Raw genomic sequence first — 20,160 nt, forward strand, 5'->3', positions numbered from 1 at the left:
AACTAGGGACAGGACGATGAGATCACGCATGACCTTGCTGATGGCGATAGGCTTGTCCGTATCGACCGCTGCTATCGCGCAAACGGACGGCTTCGCGTCCGCGATGGATGCGGCGATGACGCGGATGCACGGCGCGATGATGACTGGCTATTCAAACGATCCCGATCGCGACTTCGCAAGGATGATGATCCCGCATCATCAAGGTGCGATCGACATGGCTGAGATCGAGCTGCGTTACGGCAAGGACGAACGCCTGCGCCGGCTTGCGCAAGGGATCATCGTCGAACAGCGTCAGGAAATCGCGGTGATGCAGGGCATCCTATCCGAAGGCGGCGCGTTGTCACGTCACACCGGACCGACCGCGACTGGTCACCCCCATCACGGAGACCGTCCATGAAGCGTTTCACCCTAACCGCCTGCACCGCCTTGTGCTTTTCAGGCCCTGCGTTTGCCCAGCAAGTGCCCAATGCGACCCCCGACATCCCTGTCAGCGCGCAGGACCGGTTCTACACGTCGGACCAGTTCTCCAACACCGTGTCGGTGATCGACCCATCAACCAACACGCTGCTCGGCGTCATCAAGCTCGGCGACCAGACCCCCGCCAACCTCAGCCCGCTCTACAAGGGGCAGCTGCTTGTCCACGGCATGGGCTTCTCGCCCGATCGTAAGACGCTGGCGGCGATCTCGATCGGTTCGAACTCGGTGACGTTCATCGATACCGCGACCAATGCCGTGAAGCACACGACCTATGTCGGGCGCTCGCCGCATGAGGCGTTTTTCCGCCCCGACGGTCGCGAAGTCTGGGTCGCGGTGCGCGGCGAGGATTATATCCAGGTGCTCGACGGCAAGACCTTCGCGCCGACCACGCGCATCCCCGTTCCTAATGGCCCCGGCATGACGATCTTTTCGCCAAACGGGAAATACGGTTACGTCTGTTCGAGCTTCTCGCCCGAGACAGTTGTGATCGACACCGCCTCGAAGAAGATCGTCGGTCGCGTCAAGCAGGCGAGCCCGTTCTGCCCTGACATCGCCGCGACGCCCGACGGTAAGCAGGTCTGGTTGACGCTCAAGGACGTCGGCAAGGTCATGGTGTTCGACGCCAAGCCACCCTTCGCAGTGCTCAAGACGTTCGATACCGGCGCGATCACCAACCACGTCAATATCGCCCGCAATAAGAATGGCCAGTTCGCCTTTGTGACGGTCGGCACCGAGAATGTCGTGAAGGTGTTCCGCACCACTGACTTCGTGCAGGTGGCGAGCATCCCGGTCGGCGCGCTCCCGCACGGCCTATGGCCGTCGGGCGACGGCACGCGGATGTATGTCGGGCTGGAGAACGCCGATGCGGTCGCGGCGATCGACACAGCAAGCAACACCGTCATCGCGACGATTCCAATCGGTCAGGGGCCGCAAGGCGTGGCATATGTTCCCGGCGCGGTGCCGGTAGGCGATGGCCGTGCAAACCTGGTGCCGCTCGCGCAGGCCGGCATGAAGATCCAGCTGACTCTATCCGGGACTGGGCGCAGCCAGGTCACGCTGTTCGATCAAGGCCAGGTCCAGATTTTGCAGGCGGCGGTTGCGGGCCTCAGCCCAAAGATGCCCTATGTCCTTGGATTATCCTCCCACGCTGACGGCAGCGGCGTGATCCAGCCTCTGGCGAAGTTCATGACCAATCCGGCGGGCGGCGCGATAGTAAACACGCTCGGACCGCTCCGCCAGATCGTCAGCGACGCGAAAGGCGACATGCGCCGTTACCTCGTCATTGCTCCGGGCGACCCGATGATGCCGGGCGCTGTCGTTCAGGTGCAAAAATGAGGATTCCGGTGAAACCTGCGCCCCGCTGTCCGTGTCCGGTATATTCGGCATGACGCTGGGCTAGGTCGACACGACGTCTCGAGAGTGTCGGAAAGCACTTGTTTGTCGCACAATGGTGATTACGACTGGGTTTTCTACATATCGGGCCGCTGAATGCCGACAATGGGAAGGAAAGCGGACTGGCTGCTTTAGAGAGGGCAGGTGCGCTCCACTACCTGGTGCACTTCCATTTCGTCGCAGCAGGATGCCTTTACGCCTAGCTCATTACAGGCCCCGATCCGGCGCCGCATCGGCCTTCCGTGCCTGCCCGCCTGATAGTGCTGGGGGTCGCCGTCGTGATCCACTCGATCATGTCGCAGCTGCTCTACGCCGGGCTGTTCGTCGCCATATCCGTGCCGGTTGAACAGTTTCGCCGCGGTGCGGAGCTGATGTCAGTACATGGCGCCCAACTCGCCGGAATGGGTCTGCGATGCGGCATGTTCTGGGTCAAAATCGAAGCCCGGCTTAAGCGAGACCGGTAGGACGAAGCGTTTGCTGCGTGCCGGCTGGTCAGCTTTCTCCAAACAACTCACGTTGCGCCTTGTCCAATTCCTCTGCGTAGCGGCGTCGCGCATAGCTCTCGGAGAGGATGCCGAGAACTGCCCCGTCGCTTCCAACTACCGCCAGTTCGTCCGCACCTTCGGTATCGAACGTAGTCATGACGCTTCTGATGTCTGAATCCGGCGTAAGGGCGAGACCCGTGTGGATCGCCAGCGACCCGATCGGTGCCTTCTGATCGACCTCTTCGGCAAATGCACTGGCAGTCTGTACGATACCGCCATAATTTTCGTGGTCATCGACTAGTAGGACCCGACTTGTGGAACCAAGCGGAAACGCCCGACGAAACTCGGCGATCGTCGTGTTGCACGGCGTAGCCCTTTCGACACGTCGCATCATCTTGCCCGCTGTAAGCGTTCTGACCCAGCCGACATCGCGGGCGCTTTTGATGGTTTCGCCCCGGAGATGCAGGCGCCACGTAGAAAAGGAATAGCCGAACAGCTCGCGGACGATGGTGGACGAGACCAGCGATGCTGCAATGGCCGCGCCGGCAAGGGAGAAGTCGTGGGTCGCCTCAAGGACTAGCATCGCCATCGTCATCGGCCCGCCAACTACGGCGACCGCTAATGCGGCCATCCCCACCAGGGCCGCATTGTGCGGGTCGATCACAGGCGATCCGACAATCCATTCGAGTGAACCAGCAAACAGGTGACCCAGCAGGCTGCCCAAGAACAAGGATGCGAAGAACAGGCCACCGCGGAAGCCAAAGCCAAGTGAGATGATGGAGGCCGCGCACTTGACGACGAAGATGGCGGCGAGGAAGCGCAGCGATACCTCGGCTTCAAGATTGAGGTGGAGGGCGCCGTGACCAGCAGAGAGAATTTGCGGCGTGAGCATCGCCAGAGGGATGAGCAGAAGACCGCCCAATATCGGCCGGCAAATCGAGGGTATCGGCAGTTTGCGTGTAGCTGCTTCCATCTCCGCAACAGCCCGCATCAGCAGTATACCAGCGCCAGCGGCACAGGCCCCAAGACCGGCGTAGAGAAGGTAGTGGAACGTCTCGATCTGTTCGCCTGCATTAGCCGCAACCAGATACGGTTGAGCACCAAACGCCTGCGCCACAAGGACACTCGCCAGGCACGCCGCAGCGACAGGTGCCAGCGCTGATATCGTATAGGCCCCGATTACGATCTCAAAGGCATAGAAGGCCCCAGCTAATGGAGCCCCGAATGCACCTGCGATGGCGGCGCCCGTTCCGGCGCCGACCAAGATGCGCAGATCGGACCTGCGTAACGCAAACCAGTTGCCGCTGAGCGAGGCGACGAGCCCTCCCAACTGCGCATACGCCGCCTCAAGCCCCACAGACGCACCGAAGCCGTTGGAAAGGATCGTTTGCCCGGAGATAACGAGGCTGTCGGACCATGACATGCGACCACCATGAAGGGCGTTCGCCTCTACAGCGTCGACCATCCGGCGCCGGCGAGCATGAGTAACCCAAGAGAAGAGTGCGAGGACGGCTCCACCAGCCGGCAGGGCAAGTAGAGCAAGGTAAGGGATCGTCGTGGCCGCACTCAGCCTTTCATCCGGCGACAAGGCATAAAGCAGATGCTGCATCGCCTGTGCGAGCGTACCCTGGACGACACTGAGCAATCCGGCTGCACTGCCGATCATGATGGCCAGCACGATGAGTGCAGCTTCGCTGGATCGAAAAGCTTTACGGAGCCACGATGGCGCCACCCGACCAGATCCAGGTGGACTAGCTGCGCTATCGATCAGTGGCGCTGAAGCCATGTCAGTCGGCGTCCTGCATCAAGGTTGCAAACAGGGCTGCGGCGAGAACGGCGCTCGAAAGCCACATCACAATCGACAGCGTCCAAGACGTCGCCAGTCCAGCTGCCGTGATTGTTGCAAGCAGTAGGACGATGAGAACGGGCATGGCTGCCCGCGAGTGGAAAAAACGCATGAAGCCGCCTACGCCTGCTACATCTGCGGTGCCACAACCTTCCGAGCCGCCCGGTACGCTTCCTCGCCACGGACGCCATTCAGTATCTTCGAACGCCTGCGGCTTGGCCATGCTGCCCATCAACAGTACCCGGCGATCAGTGCAGTGGCCAAGTCCACATCACTAGAGGCGTACCAACCAAGACCACCAGAACCGATAGTGGTGCGCCCAGCCGGGCGTAATCGCTGAAGCGGTAGCCCCCAGGACCAAAAACCAAGGTGTTACACTGATGCCCAATCGGCGTCAGGAAATCGCATCCTGCCCCGATAGCGGTCCCGATGAGGAAGGCTTCGGGGCGATATCCGAGGTCATGCGCGAACACCGCCGCGATTGGCGCCATCACCAAGACCGTCGCGGCATTGTTGAGAAACGGCGTCACAGCCATCGCCGCTACGAGGATCAGGGCGACCGCGCCCCATGGCGGCAAGGAGGCCGCCAGATGGGCAAGCGAGGTCGCGAGTACATCCGACGCGCCGGTGGTGCGCAGGGTTTCACTGACCGGAATGAGCGCGCCCAGCATGATGAGAATTGGCCATTCGACGCCATCATAGGCATCTCGCAGCGGTAGCGCTCCGGTCGCCATCATTAGACCGGCAGCGGCGAAGAAGGCGACGGCCACAGGCACATAGCCGGTCGCGGTTACGGTCATCGCCACCGCGAGGATGATAAGTGGTAGGAAGCGACGCTTCGAACTTCCCAGACGCAGGGCACGCTCTGCCAGCGGCAGCGTACCGAGGTCACGCATGCGTTCCGGCAAGAGTGTGAGGGGTCCTTGAAGAACAATGACATCGCCGGCGCGCAAGACGGTCTCGCTGAGCTGCTTGGTCAGCCGTTTGCCGGCGCGCGATACCGCGATGAGATTGACGCCATAGCGTTGCTGAAGCCGCAGTCGTCCAGCGGACTGGCGGACCAACACGGAGCCGGTGGTGATGACCGCCTCAATGACGCCAACCTCATCATCTTCGCTGCCTTCCGGTAGGTCACGATGCTGTCCGGCAAGTGCTAGGTGGTCACCCGCAATGACACGCTCAAGCGTATCCGGGTCACCGCCCAAGATCAGCGTGTCGCCGGCAGCCAGAAGGAACTCGGCCGTAATGCTCGTGCGCACATCGTCACGGACAACATTGGCGATCGTCACCTCATTATCATGACGGTCGATGAAGGACTCAACCGTTTCGCCGACAGCGGGCGATCCGTCTTGGATGGTCGCCTCAGTGACATAGTCCGTGATGTTTAGAGCTTCGCCCATGGTCGGCGCTGCGCGGCGTTCCCTGGGCAGGAGGCGGTAGCCGAAACGCAGGAAAATGAGGCCGACCACAAGCAGGCCCAGCCCCGTTGGCAGATAATCGAACATGCCGAACGGCTCACCGGTCATCTGCTCTCGTACTCTGCTGACAATAATATTCGGCGACGTACCAACGAGGGTCATCAACCCGCCAAGGAGCGAAGCGAACGACATCGGCATCAGGAACACCGAGGGGCTAGTGTCCGATTTCTTCGCCGTCTGCACGGCTGCCGGCATCAGCATAGCCAAGGCACCGACGTTCTTTACGAGCCCGGACGATACCCCGACTGCCGTAGTCAGCACCACGAGTTGCGACCGGACGCGTGTCACGCGCCGCGCCAGTATCCCGAGCGCGCTCTCGATTAGGCCGGAACGCTGCATTGCCGATGAGATCACCAGCGCCGATCCAACGATGATAACGATGTCATCGGAAAAGCCAGTAAATGCCGCTTTGGGCTTCACCAATCCCAGCGACAGCCCGGCAAGCAGGGCGATGATGGCCGTGACATCATAGCGAAATCGGCCCCAAAGAAAGAGGCCCATCATGCCAATCAGCAGGCCAATCGACATAAGTTGCGGCGTGGTCATGCAAGCAGAATCCGTAAAATGGCGATAGTCACGCCGGTTATTGCAGCCAAATCCCGACGAGTGCCGCCAAGACGGCAATCGCTAGGAAGCCGTTCACAGAGATCAGCAACCAAGCCGGCAGTCGCTGAGTGTCGGGCCGCGGTGGGGCGATAGGAATCATTTCACGCCAGACCGCTGCAACGAAGCAGAAGCCGCTGAACAGGATCAGGACGGTTGCGGTCGCACCGGCAAGCCAGCCGGGCACGATGTTCTCAAGCAATGCGCGGGCGCCAATTCCTGCGGCTAGAGCGGCAAGCCCGGTACGGACCCAGGCTGCGTAGGTGCGCTCCGCTGCCATGACTGTTCGATCGGCAGCAAGCTCCGTGCGCCGATCGGCGCTATCTGCTTGCTGCTTGGCGCTATGCTCCAACCGGTCCGCACCGTGAACGAATGGGCCGTTGAAATCACGGGTCAATGACAGTCGTTCGTTGGCCATGGATGATCAACGATACCCACACGCTTTCAGCACATCGAATGTTAAAAAGGATCATGCCGAATAAGTTATCGAGGTTAGCAGATCCCCCGCCTTCACAGGTGTCAAAACCGGCTGGTTGCGGCACGAAACCTTTCTCGAAAACGATCCAGACCGTGCGAAAACTCCAACCCCGAATGTAGCGTACTAATATAGCTGCGTGTCGGTTGCCAGGTGATTGGCTATCTTGCGTCGCAGCCATATCTGGCGACGTTATGTTTCGAGCATCACGTCTGTATCGGGGGCGGCGGTGAGTTTTCGCACGGTCTGGATCGAATTTCGGGAATGTCCGGGTTGGGCAGGAAAGCGGAACGGCGGCTTTCGGGAAGGTGCTGGCGATGGCCGACATTCTGTGGCGCTGCCTCCTTTTACAGGAGTATCTATCGTTACATTCACACGCTCGGCGGTCTGCTACGATCGAACTCCATTTTGAAGATTCCGTCAGACCTCAAAACATAGGTGCAATGATGCCAATCTTCCTGACTCTCTTTAAGCATGTCACGCCTTAGGGTGGATAGAGCATCATTGACGGATCGGTTCATGGTTCTCTCACCTTCCACCCCCTCAACAAGCTTACCGTTGCACACGACATCGTAGCGCCTCTGTATCCAGTCGTCATGAACTTCTGCCACGATCCATACTTCGGATACAGAAGTCGCTAGCATTGGAGCAATTGCGAGGGCGATGCTCTCCAGCTGACGGCTACTTTCCATTTCTGCATTTACCTCCGATGCCAGATTATATCAGCGTAATCGCTTTTGCGATCCATTTTACCGCGCTTGCCCATTGGCCGTAACTAGACAGCTTTACCAATCCCGAGCGCCCCGATTGCAACTCATGTCTGGAAAGTTCCCCATAATCCCACTGAACGAATGACTACTACCGGGACTCCGAATTACTAACCCGAGCGTCCGGGTGTGGGCGTGAACGGCCCTGCCGTTTTTAAGCGCCGACTAGCCCCGCCAGTGTCGGAAAACACATGATTGTCGTCAGGCGGCAGGTCAGGCGACCGGGGCTACCCCAACCCATGCGTGGCACATGCGACAAACCCTGTCGCTTTGTTCGATTGTGCGGAAACCAAAATCTGGAGGTTTTCCGTCACTGAACCAAAAGGGCGGGAGGTCATGCTCAGCGTCATTCCGGGTATACCCTGACTGGGCAGGGGCTATGCGACACAAAACCTGTTCAAACAGGGTTGGTAACAGCGAAACTAGACTCTCTTCTTCAAGGTCTAGAACCTGAATGACCGGTCAAGCCAAGGCGGAGCCTGCCTGTCCGGGCCAGCAAGACCGCCGCCTTGCTTGGCGCGACACTCGAAAACAATCTGCTGAAGCAGGCCCAGTCCGACTACGTGGTACGGTCGGAAAGCGATAAGACGCGGTTACGGCAAGCAGGAAGCTCGGAGAAAGGCGGTTGAGCGAAGCGGGGAGGGGCAGCTGAGGTTTCTCTCACATATTGACCTAGCACTCCTGCTCGGTTGCCTCGCTCTTAGAAAACGACCCCAGTAAAAATCCGAGTGAGCTCCCACTCACATCGCAGTGCGGCAGAAGGTCCCGTTCGGGTGTGTCAATCTACCGTAGCGGGCCCGGAGTGGCAAAGTTCCAACAGCCTTCTTAGCACAAGTGCTAGTACACATCCTGAGAAAAATAAAATTCAGTGTTGTTTTACAGAGATCTGTATGTCAGCTTCACGTACTCATAACCTGAAGGTCACAGGTTCAAATCCTGTCCCCGCAACCAAAACCACAAAAGCCCCAGGCCCACAGCCCGGGGCTCTCGCGCGTTTGGGCCACGGCGCTGCGAATTCCTGCGGCCGGTACAGCTCACCGTGTAGCTGAATGGGGAATGTTTACGCCGTGCGAGATCTGCAGCTGCCGATGCCCTTGACAACTCCATAAGAGTGAGCTCGGTGCAAAAAGGAAGCCGCCACGACTCTGCTATCGATCCAGCGACTGACACAGGCAGACAGCGTCGGTAGGGAAGGTCACACGCGCTGGCATTCACAAGCGCGGAAACTCTTTTCTCGCGTCCGCCCAGGATAGCAATGCCACCAGCACGGGTTCGAGCGCTCGCCCCAGGTCGGTCAGCGTATATTCGACCTTGGGTGGAACCACGGGATAGACGGTTCGCACTATTATCTGCTCGTCCTCGAGCGATCGCAATTGCTGAATCAGCATCTTTTGTGAAACGCCTGCAATTTCGCGCTTGAGTTCCGAGAGTCGCATCGGACGTGCCGAATAGTAGAGATGCGACAATATCATCATTTTCCAGCGACCTTCGATCGACCGGATCGCCGACTGCATCGTGACGCCGCAATGACCGCGTATCGTGGAATCGCAGGTGGGAACATCGAGCATAAGGACGGGCACCTTTTGGTATGTATGGCACTTTTCTGTAAGTTCTTGCCATTAATTCCACCGCTCCGATATCCCGGTCTCGAAAACTGAGGAAAATCACATGAAGATCGGTATCATCGGCGCGGGCTATATCGCTCGTGCGGTTGCGGGCGTTGCTACACGCGCGGGCCATGACGTCATGATTTCGAACACCCGGGGGCCGCGGAGTTTGTTTACCGCCGTCAACATCATCGGCTGCAAGGGCGGGACGGTGGACGAGGCCGCGGCGTTCGGCGACGTCGTGCTGGTTACGATACCCCTGTATGCCTATGATACGATCCCGGCCGAGCCCTTGACCGGAAAGATCGTGCTCGACGCGGGCAATTATTATCCCGACCGCGATGGTGCGATTGCTGCGCTCGACCGCGACGAGACCACCACCAGTGAAATTCTCGCGCAGCATCTTCCGGCATCGCACGTGATCAAGGTGTTCAATGCGATCCTGGCGGGCGACATCGAACGCGATGGAACGCCGACGGGCACGCACGACCGCCGCGCCTTGCCAATCGCGGGAGACGACGTCGCTGCCAAGACGGTGGTGGTCGGCCTGCTGGATGCGATCGGCTTCGATGTCGTGGATGCGGGCGATTTGTCCGAAGGATGGCGGTTCGAGGCCGGCACGCCGGTCTATTGCGTGCCCAGGACGGTCGAGACTTTGCGCGAAGGCCTGCAGGCGGTCGTCCGCGGCGCCGGGGTATCCGCATAGCGCCACCCCCGTGAACCTGGCCGTTGCGCCTCCTATCCATCCCGCGCTCGTTGTCTGGACCGACACCGGCGCGGGAGACACCGACGCGTGCTAGCTCGACGCGCCGGTCAAACGCGGTACCCAGTCCTCGACCCGTCGGGTTTCCAGTCGGCGCTGAGCGCATTTGCGCCACCCCTCCGCAAGAGGCGTCAGCGCGGCGGCCTCAGCGAGTTCGTCGGGATTGAACGGATCGATATAGAAAAGTCGATGCAGCCGCTCGATCGTCCAATCTGGCGTGGCACGGTCGAGCGGCACGAGTCCGTCGCCGGGTGCGATCTTGCCCGGCTGCAACACCCGGTAATACCATCCCGTGCGACCGCTCGCCTGAACCCGCAGCGCCATGTCGGGAACGTCGAATCTTTGATTGAGCTTCCAGCACGGCAGCCGTCCTTGGCTTACCTCGACGATGGCGCCGCCAACGCCGAACACGTCGCCGATCGCTATATCGCGTTCGTTCAGCCCTGAGCTGGAGAAGTTCTCACCGAAGGCACCGGCGCGTGTCAGCGTTTCGCGAGTGCCGATTTCTTGCGACCATGTCGCGTAGTGATCGATCGAATAATGATGAACGGCTTTTTCCGGACCGCCATGATTTTTCAGATCGCCCTGCCGATCCGTCACCAGTCCTTCGCTACCGAGAAGCGTCGGTCCGTCGACCGGTGTCTTGATTATGCCGCTGGGCACGTTGCGTGGCCCGAGCGGGACCAACGCTCCGGTGAGTAGCGTGTCGACGCGCACCATCTTCTGGTTGATATGGTTCATGGATCGACCCGATCTTCTAAAGCAGTGACTTGCCATAAATCGTGTACGTCTTGTTGACGCGGCCATTGAGCGTTTCGGCGATCGATCGCATTCCCTGATTGTCTTCGAGGATCCAGCCGATCTCCGCCCGCGTCGCCCCATATCTCTCGACTGCGGCACGGCGGATATATTCGATCATCATGAAGGCGAGCTGGCCTGCCATGCGTGACGATTGAAGGTCCTTGACGACGCCCATCAACGGCACGCGCATCGTCCGGACCTTCGGGTGGCGCAACCACAGCAACAGCTTCGCCCATCCGAACGGCAACAGCGACCCGTTCAGCGGTTTGATCGCCTCGTTGAGATCGGGAAGCGTGATCATGAAAGCGACCGGCTTGCCGTCCAGTTCGGCGATGCGGATCAGGTCGTCGAACACGATCGGTTTCAACTTTACGCCGACGTCGCGGATCTCGGGCTCGGTAAGCGGTACGAAGCCCCAATTCTCGGACCAGGCATCGTTCAGGATGGCCAGCAGGATCGCGGCTTCCTCGACGAAGTTGGATTTATCTACCTTGCGAATGTGGATGCGGGGGTTTGCCTCGCCTGACGCAATGATCCGCTGGACGATTTTCGGGAACGCATGCGTGATGTCGAGGTCGTAGGTCAGAAGCTGCTTGGCTGCCCGATAGCCGGCCCGTTCGATCCAGCCCTGATACGCCGGCTTGGCATGACCCATCATTATCGTCGGGGAATGATCGAAACCTTGGACAAGCAGGCCCGGCTCCTCCCAGACCGACATGCTGATCGGGCCGAGAGCCTGCGCCATCCCGCGGCTGCGCAACCAGTTCTCCGCGTGAGCGAGAAGGGCGACGAATATGTCTTCGCGTTCGGCATCCATCAGCCCCCATTGACCGACACCCGGCCCGAAGCCGCGCCCGGCCTGCATCGTCAGCGCCAGTGTATCGATGTGCGCCGAGATCCGCCCGACGACGCGATCGTCCTCATAGGCCAGGAACAGCTGCGCTTCGGCATGGCTGAACCATCCGTTCTTGGCCGGCGTGATGAGGCCGAGCGCTTCGCTCTTAAGCGGAGGCACCCAGAACGGATCGTCGCGGTAGAGGCGAAACGGCAGATCGACGAAGAGCTTTCGATCGTTCTTCGACGTCACGGGTGCGATTTTTAACGTGGGCAAGAAATGTTCCGATATGTCATGGCGATGGAGCGGCAAGCGAGACGGCATCCGCCCGGCTCATCCGGCTTTCGACTTTCGTGCGTCATTGCGGGCAGCCAGCGCCGAACGCTGCAAGCGAGTGATTGCGTGAGGGGGCCGAACGTAAAGGGGGCGGGGCTCCGGAGGGGCGGCGGGTTGTCGGCCATGCACGGGCCACCACGACGCAGGGCGTCATCGTGCGGCCTGCGACGACGCACGGTCCGAGGAGCGCAGAAACCGGGAGGTCGCGGCCATTACGAGTTCGGGTTGCTCGATATGCGCCATGTGAGACGCGCCGGGAAATACGGCGAGCGTGGCGTTGGCCATCAGGCGCACGATCTTCGTAGCCACCCATGGGGGTGCCTCGTCGAACTCCCCGCAGGTAACCAACGTCGGGACCGCGATACGTTTGAGTTCGCTGCTGATATCCAGTGTCGCGAGTTTGCCGGTCAGCTGAAACTCGGATGGCCCGTTGAGATAGGTATAGACCGGATTGACCGCGAGCGCGGCGCCGACCTTCATGAAGAATCCCGGCCACGGATCCAGGCGCAGCAAATGACGCCGATAATATGCTTCGGTCAGATCCTCGTACGCGGCCTCATAGGCTGGAGTGGGCTCGGCGGGGGGCAGTTCCTGCCGCGCTATCGTCGTACGTGCCGACGGTCCGAACGCGTTCAGCCAGCGGTCTGCCGCCTGCGAAAAGTCGTTCATCGATGTGGCCGTTCCTGCCAGCACGAGTGAGGCGACGCGGTCGGGATACGCCGTAGCGTAGAGAACGCCGAGAAAGCCGCCCCAACTATGGCCGAGGAGGGAAACCTGCTCGAAGCCCAGGTGATCGCGCAACGCTTCGAGTTCGGAAACATAGGCGTCCGGGGTATAGCCCGCGAGATTGCCAGGTTTCGCCGAACGACCACAACCGGTCTGATCGTAGAGGACGACCTGCCGGTCGACCGCCAGACCTGCATAGGGTCTCATATAGATTTCGCCAGCTGCCGGGCCGCCGTGCAAGACGATCAGCGGCCTGCCACCCGTCTTGCCATAGAGCCGGTAATAGACGGGGCCATTGGGTCCGGGCGCCATGCCTTCCCGCTCCGGTCTGGTTTCCATGTGCCAAGATTGGGCGTCCGGATATGATGAGATCATAGCGCGCGCCGATACTGGAATGGCAGCAGTGGCCAGAAACCCCGCGACGAATGTTCGGCGGTCAGTATCGTGCATATCGCGTCTCTATTGTTGTTTGAGCCGAGGATCAGGCATTTGCTATCTGGGTGAGCTTGAACCCGAGGATCAGAAAGACACCTCCGGTCATGCGATCGAGCGCCTTCGCTACCCGTGCGCTTTTGAGCCAAGGTCTGATGGCGGCGGTGATAGTTGCCAGAAGGGTGAACCAGACAAGAGCGATGCCAGCGGCACTGCATGCAAGCCAGAAAGCATAGTTGCTGCCGATTTCCGTCCGAGGAACGAATTGCGGGAGGAAGGATACGTAGAACAAACCTACTTTGGGGTTCAGGATGTTCGTGCCGAATCCCCGCATGATGGATGCTCCGTATCTTGGCGAAGGAGACGTCGCGACATGGCCGGGGACGATCGCCTCGCGCGGATGGAGCAGGAGTTGCGCGCCGAGCCAGGCCAGATACGCGGCACCGCCCCATTTCAGCGCCAGGAATGCCAGAGGCCAGGCCTGCAACAATGCCGACAAACCCAGCACCGCCGCGCTACCCCAGCACAGGCAGCCTGCCGCCACGCCGACAGCCGTCAAGGCTCCGTGCCGACCGCCGTTAGCGAGCGCAGATCGAAGGACCATCGCGGTATCGAGGCCCGGCGCCATGGTCAGCGCCGTCGCGGTGACGACGAACGCAATGATGTTTTCGGCGAACATTGAACGTCTCGATTCCAGTAGAATTTTTGCGTCGGCACATCGGGCGCGCAGAATTGCCCAGGGACGGCGGCGCCGGCCTCGATCGCAGCGATGTGAGCCGATCTGTTGCGTAAGGGCGGGACACCAGATCCTGCTCGATCGGTGCCCCCGCCCGCCGATCAGCGAGTGACTTCGAGTGCCTCGTCGCTTTCCCGACGCATTGCCCGGGAGGCAGCAGCAGAGCGTCGTCCCCCCGTCAGCAAGCCGGCGAGCCGTTCACCGATCACGACGCAGGGTGCCATGGTGTTGCCGGTCGTCACCCGCGGCATGATCGAGGCATCGGCGATCCGCAGGTTCTCGACCCCGTAGACGCGGAGTTCGGAGTCCACGACGGACATGCCGTCCGTGCCCATTTTGGCGGTTCCGGATTGGTGCCACACGCTCGACGCCGTGTTGCGGACGAACGCGCGCAACGCCTCGCCGGTGAGATTGCCCGGCATGATCTCGCGCTTTGCGAAAGCGCTGAGAGCCGCACCGTTGCCGATCTCGCGACATAGCTCGACGCTGCGGACGAGTGCCGTCAGATCGTCGGGGTGCGAGAGCACATTGGCATCGATCGCCACGGGATCGCTTGGGTCGGGACCCGTCAGCCAGACGCTACCCCTGCTTTTCGGGCGAACCAGACCCGGCAGCAACGCCCATGCAGCAGCAGGCGGCGTTCCATATTGCTCGAGCGCATCGGGTGCCACGATCGGAACCTCGATCAGGAACGCCTGGATATCCGGCGTGTCGAGCCGATCGTCGCTTTTCCAGAAGAACGTCGCCTCACCCAGATTATTGCGCGGCACGATCGGAACGGGACTTTCCCAGACGCAGCCCGCCACCATCACATGGTCCTGGAAGTTGCTGCCGACGCCTGGAAGATGTTCGACGACCTCGATTCCGTGCCGCCGCAGCATGGCGGCATCGCCGATGCCGGACTGCATGAGGACCTTGGGGGTGTGGATCGCTCCAAGCGAAAGGATCGTTTCTCGTCGTGCGCGCAACCGCAGATGCTCATTCCCGAGCGCAATCTCGACACCTGTAGCCTTGCCCCGCTCGACGATGACGCGATTGACGGTCGCATGCGTCAGCACCGTGAGATTGGCCTGAGCCATGACCGGCGCGACGTAGCGCTGAAACACCGAGGATCGGCGACCGTCGCGAACCGCGAGGTTGCTGAGCGCAGCGCCACCCGCGTCTTCCATCATGGCGCCGTTATGATCGTCGAACGTCGGGATTCCGGCCGCAGCCGCACCCTTGAGCATGGCACTTGCAATCGGATGCGCGTTCTGAGCGGGTTCGACCGGGAACAGGCCGCCTCGGCCGCGTCGCTGCCGGTCGGGATTGCCACTCCAGTCCTCGATGCGACGATAGATGTCGAGGACGCTCGGATAATTCCACGCCGGATCGTTCGCTTCGTCAGCGAAATAGTCCCAGTCGTTCGCATGCCCCCGCGCCCAGATCATGGCGTTGACCGACGATCCGCCACCCAGGCCCTTGCCCATCGACAGCGGCATCGACCGTCCGGCCAGATGGGAACTCGGCTCCGCGACGAAGCCCCAATCGCGTTCGCTGCCGAGATTGGTCGGCCAGAGCGAAGGGTCGGACACACTCGCCGCGTTATCGTCTCCGCCCGCCTCGATCAGCAGGACGGACATATCGAGGTCTTCCGCCAGACGGCGTGCGACGACCGATCCCGAGGATCCTGCGCCGCAGACGATGAAGTCGTATTCGCCGAGCAGGTTCGCGCGACGTTCGGCCTGGTTTGCGCTTGCCCGCATGGCAAACGCCGCGGTGCTTTCGCTGTTACGCTTCATGGTGCGGGCCAGAAACAGGCGGAGGGGAGACGGCGAGCGGTTCATCGGCTATGGGCACCCCAGTAAACGCTGGGCGATCCGATGGATTGGTTACGCGGGCAGCATGGCGTGCGGCGACCAATGCCTGCCACTGGGGCAGAAGGCCAAAGCCGGCAAGGCTATAATTTTCCAAGACTTTACTCCAAATGGCATAGTCCCTTTTGGAAGATCGAGGCGCTCCCGACCATGAAGACGCCACCTGAATCCTTGACTGATCGTCCAGAATATTCGGTTGGATCGAGAAGAGTAGCGGATCAATCCGATGTATTGTCGCATCTGCTTACGCTGGTGAGGCTACGCGGCGAGCTGGTGTATTCCGCGGAGTTGTCCGGTCAATTCGCTGGCAGCTTTGCGGCTGGCCCGTCTCACCTGCTGTTCGTCGAGCTTGGTTCGGTATGGGTGACCCCGGTCGGCTCGGAGCCGATCCTGTTGAAGGCGGGCGACCTGGTTCTGCTACCGCATGGAAAAGGCCATCTGATCGCAGATCGGGCAACCGGGCGGGCAACCGGCAGCGACATGCTGGGATCACCGGCTTTTGATCCCGAAAGGCTCGTCATACGGGTCGGGGACGGCGCCGGATCCGAAGTTCGCTGCATCGGCGCGACGTTCCGGTTCGAGGAGCACCCGCTGCCGCCCGTCGTCACCGGTCTACCGATACTGATTCATATTCGGGACGATGGAGGCAAGGTGCCCGACTGGCTCCAGCACATGGTCCATTTTCTGATGCTCGAGGCACGAGAGCCGCGACCGGGGTCCGCGCTGATGATCTCGCGGACCATCGATCTGTTGGTGATCCGTACGTTGCGGAGCTGGGCGGATCTCTATCCCGACGAAGCGGGATGGCTGGGCGGACTAGGCGACGCGCGGATCGGACGGGTGCTCAACGCATTGCATGCCGAGCCGGCGGTTCAGTGGACGTTGGCGGGACTTGCCGATCTCGCTGGCATGTCTCGTTCGGCGTTTGCGGAGCGATTTTCGGCGTCGGTTGGGGAAGCGCCGATGCGATACCTGACACGCTGGCGGCTCACGGTTGCCGACCAACTCATCAGCGCTGGCGCTGCCTCGGTGGGAACCGCCGGGCGCGCCGCAGGCTACCAGTCGGAGGCTGGTTTCAGTCGTGCGTACAAGGCTCACTTCGGCCAGTCACCCAAGGTCGCAAAGCCCAGGCAATAGGCATGGGGTTGGACGACTAAATGCTATGGTCCGTTCGACGCCCGTGCAGGCAAAGGACAACTGGTGTAACGGCGCGGGCTCGCCGGTCGGCCCGCGCCGATGAAGACCTACTTGGCTGCCGTCTCGATCGCTGTCGTCAGTCCCTCAGGATTGGTCAGCGCGGGCAGATGTCCGGTATCGACCTTGAGCGTAAGCCGAACGCGGCCAGCGGCGATCATCGCATCCTGGAATGCGGGGCTGATGGCCTGATCCCGCAACGTCTTGATGTACACGCGATCTGCCTTGCCGAACCGGGCTTGCGTCAGGTGGACGGGCGTCGCCAGCGGCGCAAGCGGCTCGTCGGCCGAACTGGCGGCAACCGAGGCCTGCTGTTCGACGGTGCCGTCCTGCGCGAACAGCGCTGCACCGGCTGAGTCGAGCCTCATCACGCCGGCCGCGGAATCGACGTGCAGGTGGGGCACCACCAGGCTGCCAGCGTCGGTCTTGGCCATATCCAGCAGCGATACGCCATCACGGGGGAGGAATGCGGCAACGTAGACGAGGGTCTTGATGCGTTCGGGAATGGTTTCGGCGACGTTGGAGATGGTGATGCCTCCAAAGCTGTGACCGACGAGCACGACCGGGTTCCGCTCCGCGCCGATCGCCGTGATGACGGTATCCCGGTAGAGCGCCAGGCTGGCGGCCGACGCGGCGAGCGGGGTGCCGGCGCGGCCCGGAAGGTTGACGGTAATGACGCGGTAGCCGTCGCCGCGCAGGCGATCTGCGACGGGCAACCAGGCATCGCCGGTCTGCCAGGCGCCATGAACCAGAACGATCGTCGGATGCTCCGCCACGCTATTTTCCTTGGCAGATGCGGCATTGCCGCCGGTTACCATCAATGCCGCAGACGCCATAAGAAGCTTGAAAAGGGGGATGTTCATCACTGTTCTCCGGTCACCTGATTGATGATCCGGTGTCGTCTGATCACCGATCGTACACCATGCACGAGAAGCCGCTCTTCATGACCTTGCATCCAGAAGGACGGTAAGCCTTGGAGTTTGGGGGGGGGGCTTTTCGGGTCCGCCACCATCTTGCCTGTCTCGGTTTCATTGAGGATGCCAATAGCCCCTCTCGTTGCGCATGCAGGTATCAGTACCGAGGCGCGGCTGACCACTCGCCGATCGAACGCGCGATTATGTGGGGTTTTCTTTGACGGTTTTGTTCAAACTGCTCATCGTGACGCTTTTTAGGACCATGCGTGCGGCCGACGATCAGCGACGTTTCCCGGCTTGCAGGCGTTTCCATCAAGACGGTGTCGCGCGTCCTCAACAACGAGCCCCGCGTGTCGGATGCGACGCGTGCGCGGGTGACGGCGGCGTTCGCGACCCTTAAATATCGACCCAACATGGCCGCCAGGACCTTGGCAGGGCACCGCAGTTTCCAGATCGCGCTCGCGTGCGACAATCCCAGTCCGTATTACGTCTACGAGATGCAGTCCGGCATTCGCGACCGCTGTCTGCTCGACGGCGTGCGGATGATCGCGCAGCCTTACGACCACGACTCCGACCGGTTGATCGACGATATCGAGAGCCTGATCGACGGATCTGGTGTCGACGGATTGATCCTGACACCGCCGGCGACCGACTATCCCGAGGTGCTGGCGCTGATGGCGCGCCGGAAAGTGCGGTTCGTTCGCGTCTCGCCGGGAACCGAGCTCGACCTCACCGCGTCGGTGTTCATCGACAATATCGGCGCCGCGACCGTGATGACGCGGCATCTGCTGGCGCTCGGCCATCGTCGGATCGGCTTCATCACGGGACATGCGAGCTATGCGACCAGTGCGCAGCGGCTGGCGGGCTACCGTGCGGCACTCGACGAGGCAGACATCGCGTTTGATCCCGTCCTGATCCGCCCCGGCGATTACGACTTCGCGTCGGGTGCGGACGCGACGGAAGCACTTCTCGCCCTTCGCCAGCCGCCGACCGCGATCTTCGCCTCGAACGACGACATGGCGGCGGGCGCGCTCAGCGTCGCGCACCGGCGCGGGCTGGCGGTACCGGCCGACCTGTCGATCGCCGGTTTTGGCGACGACGCGATCTCGCGCTTCGTCTGGCCCGCGTTGACGACGATCCGCCAGCCGACGCGGACGCTCGGCTACACGGCGGCCGATCTGCTCCTCGCCGCGGAGTTCGCGGTGAAGCGGATCGAAGTCCCGTTCGAACTGATCCGCCGCGACTCTACCGGGCCGCTTCGATCCGCGGGATGAGCAGCTGGATGAACCCCAGCGCCAGCAGATAGCTGACCGCGCAGATCGCCAGCATCGGCGCATAGCCGAACCCGTGGCCGAGCGACCAGGCGGATAGCTGGATCATGCCGATCGAGCCCATGTTGCCACAGAGCGCCGCGATCCCGATCGTCGACCCGACCGATCGTGCCGGCATCACGTCGGTCGTCAACGCGAAGACGTTGGTCGAAAACCCCTGATGGGCGAACAGCCCAAGGCCGAGCACCAGTGCGGCGGTCCACGGGCTTTGCAGCGACAGCACGATTGGCACCGGCAGGATCAGTAGCGCGTACAGCAGCAGCGTCGATTTGCGCGCACGGTCGAGGCTCCAGCCGCGTGCCATCAGCCGGGTCGGCAGCCAGCCGCCGGTCAGCGCTCCGCAGGCCGCGAGCGCATAGACGAGTGCTACGGGGAGCCCGACCTGACCTTGCGGCAGTCCGAACAGCCGGTGGAACAGATCGGGCAGCCACGACAGCATGAAGAACCAGACCTGATCGGACAGCACCTTGGCGACCGCGATGGCGAGCGTCCGGCGGTCCTTGAACAGGTCGATCCAGCGGATTGGCGCGGGTCCGCCGGTTTCCGCAATCGCGGCGGGCATCTTGAACGCGAACCATGCGACGACCCAGACAAGTCCCAGGCCACCCGCGACGAGGAATGCCGCGCGCCAGCCGAATGCGATCGCCAGCGCCGGGATGACGAGCGGGGTGATGACCGCACCGACATTGGGCGCGGTGTTGCCGATCCCCAGTGCGATCGAGCGGTCCTTGGGCCCGAAATAGGTTGCGGCGGACTTGACCGCGGCGGGGGTACCGATCGACTCCGCTGCGCCGAGTACGACGCGCGCGCCGATGAACCCGGTCACGCCGGATACGAAGGCGTGTGCCATCCCGGCGAGGCTCCATACGAAGACGCCTGCCGCGAAACCGATCCGAAGGCCGACCCGGTCGATGAACCAGCCGGTTCCGAGAAACGCGATCGCGGCGGCGAACTGGAACGCCGACGCCATGTTGCCATAATCCTGATCAGACCACGCGAACTCGCGCTCGAGCGTCGGTTTCAGCAACGCCAGGATCTGCCGGTCGACATAGTTCAGCATGATCGCGAAGAACACGAGCGCGACGACCACCCAGCGCGCCTTGGAT

At 61.5% G+C, this 20,160-nt stretch carries 18 protein-coding genes; 6 read left to right on the plus strand and 12 right to left on the minus strand.

Going from position 1 to position 20,160, the window contains the following annotated elements; all coding sequences use genetic code 11:
• Window positions 1–16: 16 nt before the first annotated feature.
• The 3 genes from copM to IFT67_RS17180 all read left to right on the plus strand — a co-directional run bounded on the left by copM (window position 17) and on the right by IFT67_RS17180 (window position 2,333).
• Complete coding sequence (copM, locus tag IFT67_RS17170; RefSeq protein ID WP_244647482.1) at window positions 17–397, plus strand: CopM family metallochaperone; 381 nt, start codon at window positions 17–19, stop codon at window positions 395–397.
• Window positions 394–1,812, plus strand: coding sequence for a YncE family protein (locus IFT67_RS17175; protein ID WP_133032469.1), 1,419 nt, complete (start codon window positions 394–396; stop codon window positions 1,810–1,812). The genes copM and IFT67_RS17175 overlap by 4 nt, the downstream gene beginning before the upstream one ends.
• A gap of 299 nt (window positions 1,813–2,111) precedes the next feature.
• Window positions 2,112–2,333: a hypothetical protein gene (locus IFT67_RS17180; RefSeq protein ID WP_056019259.1), complete on the plus strand. Its 222-nt coding sequence runs from the start codon at window positions 2,112–2,114 to the stop codon at window positions 2,331–2,333.
• A gap of 28 nt (window positions 2,334–2,361) precedes the next feature.
• Here IFT67_RS17180 and IFT67_RS17185 read toward each other — a convergent pair whose 3' ends face one another.
• The 5 genes from IFT67_RS17185 to IFT67_RS17205 all read right to left on the minus strand — a co-directional run bounded on the left by IFT67_RS17185 (window position 2,362) and on the right by IFT67_RS17205 (window position 9,091).
• The gene (locus IFT67_RS17185; RefSeq protein WP_243693493.1) at window positions 2,362–4,020 is read right to left on the minus strand and encodes a chloride channel protein; all 1,659 of its coding nucleotides are present in this window, start codon (window positions 4,018–4,020) and stop codon (window positions 2,362–2,364) included.
• Between the two features lie 121 nt (window positions 4,021–4,141).
• The gene (locus IFT67_RS17190) at window positions 4,142–4,423 is read right to left on the minus strand and encodes a hypothetical protein (protein ID WP_132833781.1); all 282 of its coding nucleotides are present in this window, start codon (window positions 4,421–4,423) and stop codon (window positions 4,142–4,144) included.
• Between the two features lie 25 nt (window positions 4,424–4,448).
• Window positions 4,449–6,224, minus strand: coding sequence for an SLC13 family permease (locus IFT67_RS17195; RefSeq protein ID WP_056019265.1), 1,776 nt, complete (start codon window positions 6,222–6,224; stop codon window positions 4,449–4,451).
• Window positions 6,225–6,261: 37 nt separating this feature from the next.
• Entirely contained in the window at window positions 6,262–6,699 is a 438-nt protein-coding gene (locus tag IFT67_RS17200; protein ID WP_056019268.1) for a DUF202 domain-containing protein, read from the minus strand.
• A 2,035-nt stretch (window positions 6,700–8,734) separates the two neighbouring features.
• On the minus strand, window positions 8,735–9,091 hold the full coding sequence (locus IFT67_RS17205) for an HxlR-like winged helix-turn-helix transcriptional regulator (RefSeq protein ID WP_192239387.1): 357 nt from the start codon (window positions 9,089–9,091) through the stop codon (window positions 8,735–8,737).
• A gap of 70 nt (window positions 9,092–9,161) precedes the next feature.
• On the opposite strand from IFT67_RS17205, the gene IFT67_RS17210 reads away from it, so the two are divergent.
• On the plus strand, window positions 9,162–9,836 hold the full coding sequence (locus IFT67_RS17210) for an NADPH-dependent F420 reductase (protein ID WP_342450648.1): 675 nt from the start codon (window positions 9,162–9,164) through the stop codon (window positions 9,834–9,836).
• A gap of 90 nt (window positions 9,837–9,926) precedes the next feature.
• Here IFT67_RS17210 and IFT67_RS17215 read toward each other — a convergent pair whose 3' ends face one another.
• From IFT67_RS17215 to IFT67_RS17235, 5 genes are all read right to left on the minus strand, one after another.
• Window positions 9,927–10,634, minus strand: coding sequence for an MOSC domain-containing protein (locus IFT67_RS17215; RefSeq protein ID WP_197983137.1), 708 nt, complete (start codon window positions 10,632–10,634; stop codon window positions 9,927–9,929).
• Window positions 10,635–10,650: 16 nt separating this feature from the next.
• The gene (locus IFT67_RS17220) at window positions 10,651–11,805 is read right to left on the minus strand and encodes an N-acetyltransferase (RefSeq protein WP_244647483.1); all 1,155 of its coding nucleotides are present in this window, start codon (window positions 11,803–11,805) and stop codon (window positions 10,651–10,653) included.
• A gap of 210 nt (window positions 11,806–12,015) precedes the next feature.
• Window positions 12,016–12,903 (minus strand): proline iminopeptidase-family hydrolase, encoded by an 888-nt coding sequence (locus IFT67_RS17225; RefSeq protein WP_206757941.1) that lies wholly within the window; start codon window positions 12,901–12,903, stop codon window positions 12,016–12,018.
• Window positions 12,904–13,072: 169 nt separating this feature from the next.
• Complete coding sequence (locus IFT67_RS17230; protein WP_192239391.1) at window positions 13,073–13,702, minus strand: LysE family translocator; 630 nt, start codon at window positions 13,700–13,702, stop codon at window positions 13,073–13,075.
• Between the two features lie 158 nt (window positions 13,703–13,860).
• Window positions 13,861–15,540: a GMC family oxidoreductase gene (locus tag IFT67_RS17235; RefSeq protein WP_192239392.1), complete on the minus strand. Its 1,680-nt coding sequence runs from the start codon at window positions 15,538–15,540 to the stop codon at window positions 13,861–13,863.
• Window positions 15,541–15,846: 306 nt separating this feature from the next.
• Here IFT67_RS17235 and IFT67_RS17240 point away from each other — a divergent pair, with 306 nt between their 5' ends.
• Window positions 15,847–16,752, plus strand: a complete 906-nt coding sequence (locus IFT67_RS17240) for an AraC family transcriptional regulator (RefSeq protein ID WP_197983138.1) — start codon at window positions 15,847–15,849, stop codon at window positions 16,750–16,752.
• A 107-nt stretch (window positions 16,753–16,859) separates the two neighbouring features.
• Here the strand turns inward: IFT67_RS17240 and IFT67_RS17245 are convergent, their stop codons facing one another.
• Entirely contained in the window at window positions 16,860–17,672 is an 813-nt protein-coding gene (locus IFT67_RS17245; RefSeq protein ID WP_192239394.1) for an alpha/beta fold hydrolase, read from the minus strand.
• Between the two features lie 317 nt (window positions 17,673–17,989).
• On the opposite strand from IFT67_RS17245, the gene IFT67_RS17250 reads away from it, so the two are divergent.
• Window positions 17,990–18,997, plus strand: a complete 1,008-nt coding sequence (locus IFT67_RS17250; RefSeq protein WP_192239395.1) for a substrate-binding domain-containing protein — start codon at window positions 17,990–17,992, stop codon at window positions 18,995–18,997.
• Here IFT67_RS17250 and IFT67_RS17255 read toward each other — a convergent pair.
• On the minus strand, window positions 18,969–20,114 hold the full coding sequence (locus IFT67_RS17255) for an MFS transporter (RefSeq protein ID WP_192239471.1): 1,146 nt from the start codon (window positions 20,112–20,114) through the stop codon (window positions 18,969–18,971). The genes IFT67_RS17250 and IFT67_RS17255 overlap by 29 nt on opposite strands.
• Window positions 20,115–20,160: the final 46 nt, after the last annotated feature.

It is taken from the genome of Sphingomonas sp. CFBP 13728 (assembly GCF_014841895.1).
Taxonomy (GTDB): domain Bacteria; phylum Pseudomonadota; class Alphaproteobacteria; order Sphingomonadales; family Sphingomonadaceae; genus Sphingomonas.

Coding starts and splice junctions, on each gene's coding strand:
- copM (WP_244647482.1), top strand. CDS start 17: ATGAGATCACGCATGACCTTGCTGATGGCGATAGGCTTGTCCGTATCG.
- IFT67_RS17175 (WP_133032469.1), top strand. CDS start 394: ATGAAGCGTTTCACCCTAACCGCCTGCACCGCCTTGTGCTTTTCAGGC.
- IFT67_RS17185 (WP_243693493.1), bottom strand. CDS start 4,020: ATGATCGGCAGTGCAGCCGGATTGCTCAGTGTCGTCCAGGGTACGCTC.
- IFT67_RS17190 (WP_132833781.1), bottom strand. CDS start 4,423: ATGGCCAAGCCGCAGGCGTTCGAAGATACTGAATGGCGTCCGTGGCGA.
- IFT67_RS17195 (WP_056019265.1), bottom strand. CDS start 6,224: ATGACCACGCCGCAACTTATGTCGATTGGCCTGCTGATTGGCATGATG.
- IFT67_RS17200 (WP_056019268.1), bottom strand. CDS start 6,699: ATGGCCAACGAACGACTGTCATTGACCCGTGATTTCAACGGCCCATTC.
- IFT67_RS17205 (WP_192239387.1), bottom strand. CDS start 9,091: ATGCTCGATGTTCCCACCTGCGATTCCACGATACGCGGTCATTGCGGC.
- IFT67_RS17215 (WP_197983137.1), bottom strand. CDS start 10,634: ATGAACCATATCAACCAGAAGATGGTGCGCGTCGACACGCTACTCACC.
- IFT67_RS17225 (WP_206757941.1), bottom strand. CDS start 12,903: ATGGCGCCCGGACCCAATGGCCCCGTCTATTACCGGCTCTATGGCAAG.
- IFT67_RS17230 (WP_192239391.1), bottom strand. CDS start 13,702: ATGTTCGCCGAAAACATCATTGCGTTCGTCGTCACCGCGACGGCGCTG.
- IFT67_RS17235 (WP_192239392.1), bottom strand. CDS start 15,540: ATGAAGCGTAACAGCGAAAGCACCGCGGCGTTTGCCATGCGGGCAAGC.
- IFT67_RS17245 (WP_192239394.1), bottom strand. CDS start 17,672: ATGAACATCCCCCTTTTCAAGCTTCTTATGGCGTCTGCGGCATTGATG.
- IFT67_RS17255 (WP_192239471.1), bottom strand. CDS start 20,114: ATGCTGAACTATGTCGACCGGCAGATCCTGGCGTTGCTGAAACCGACG.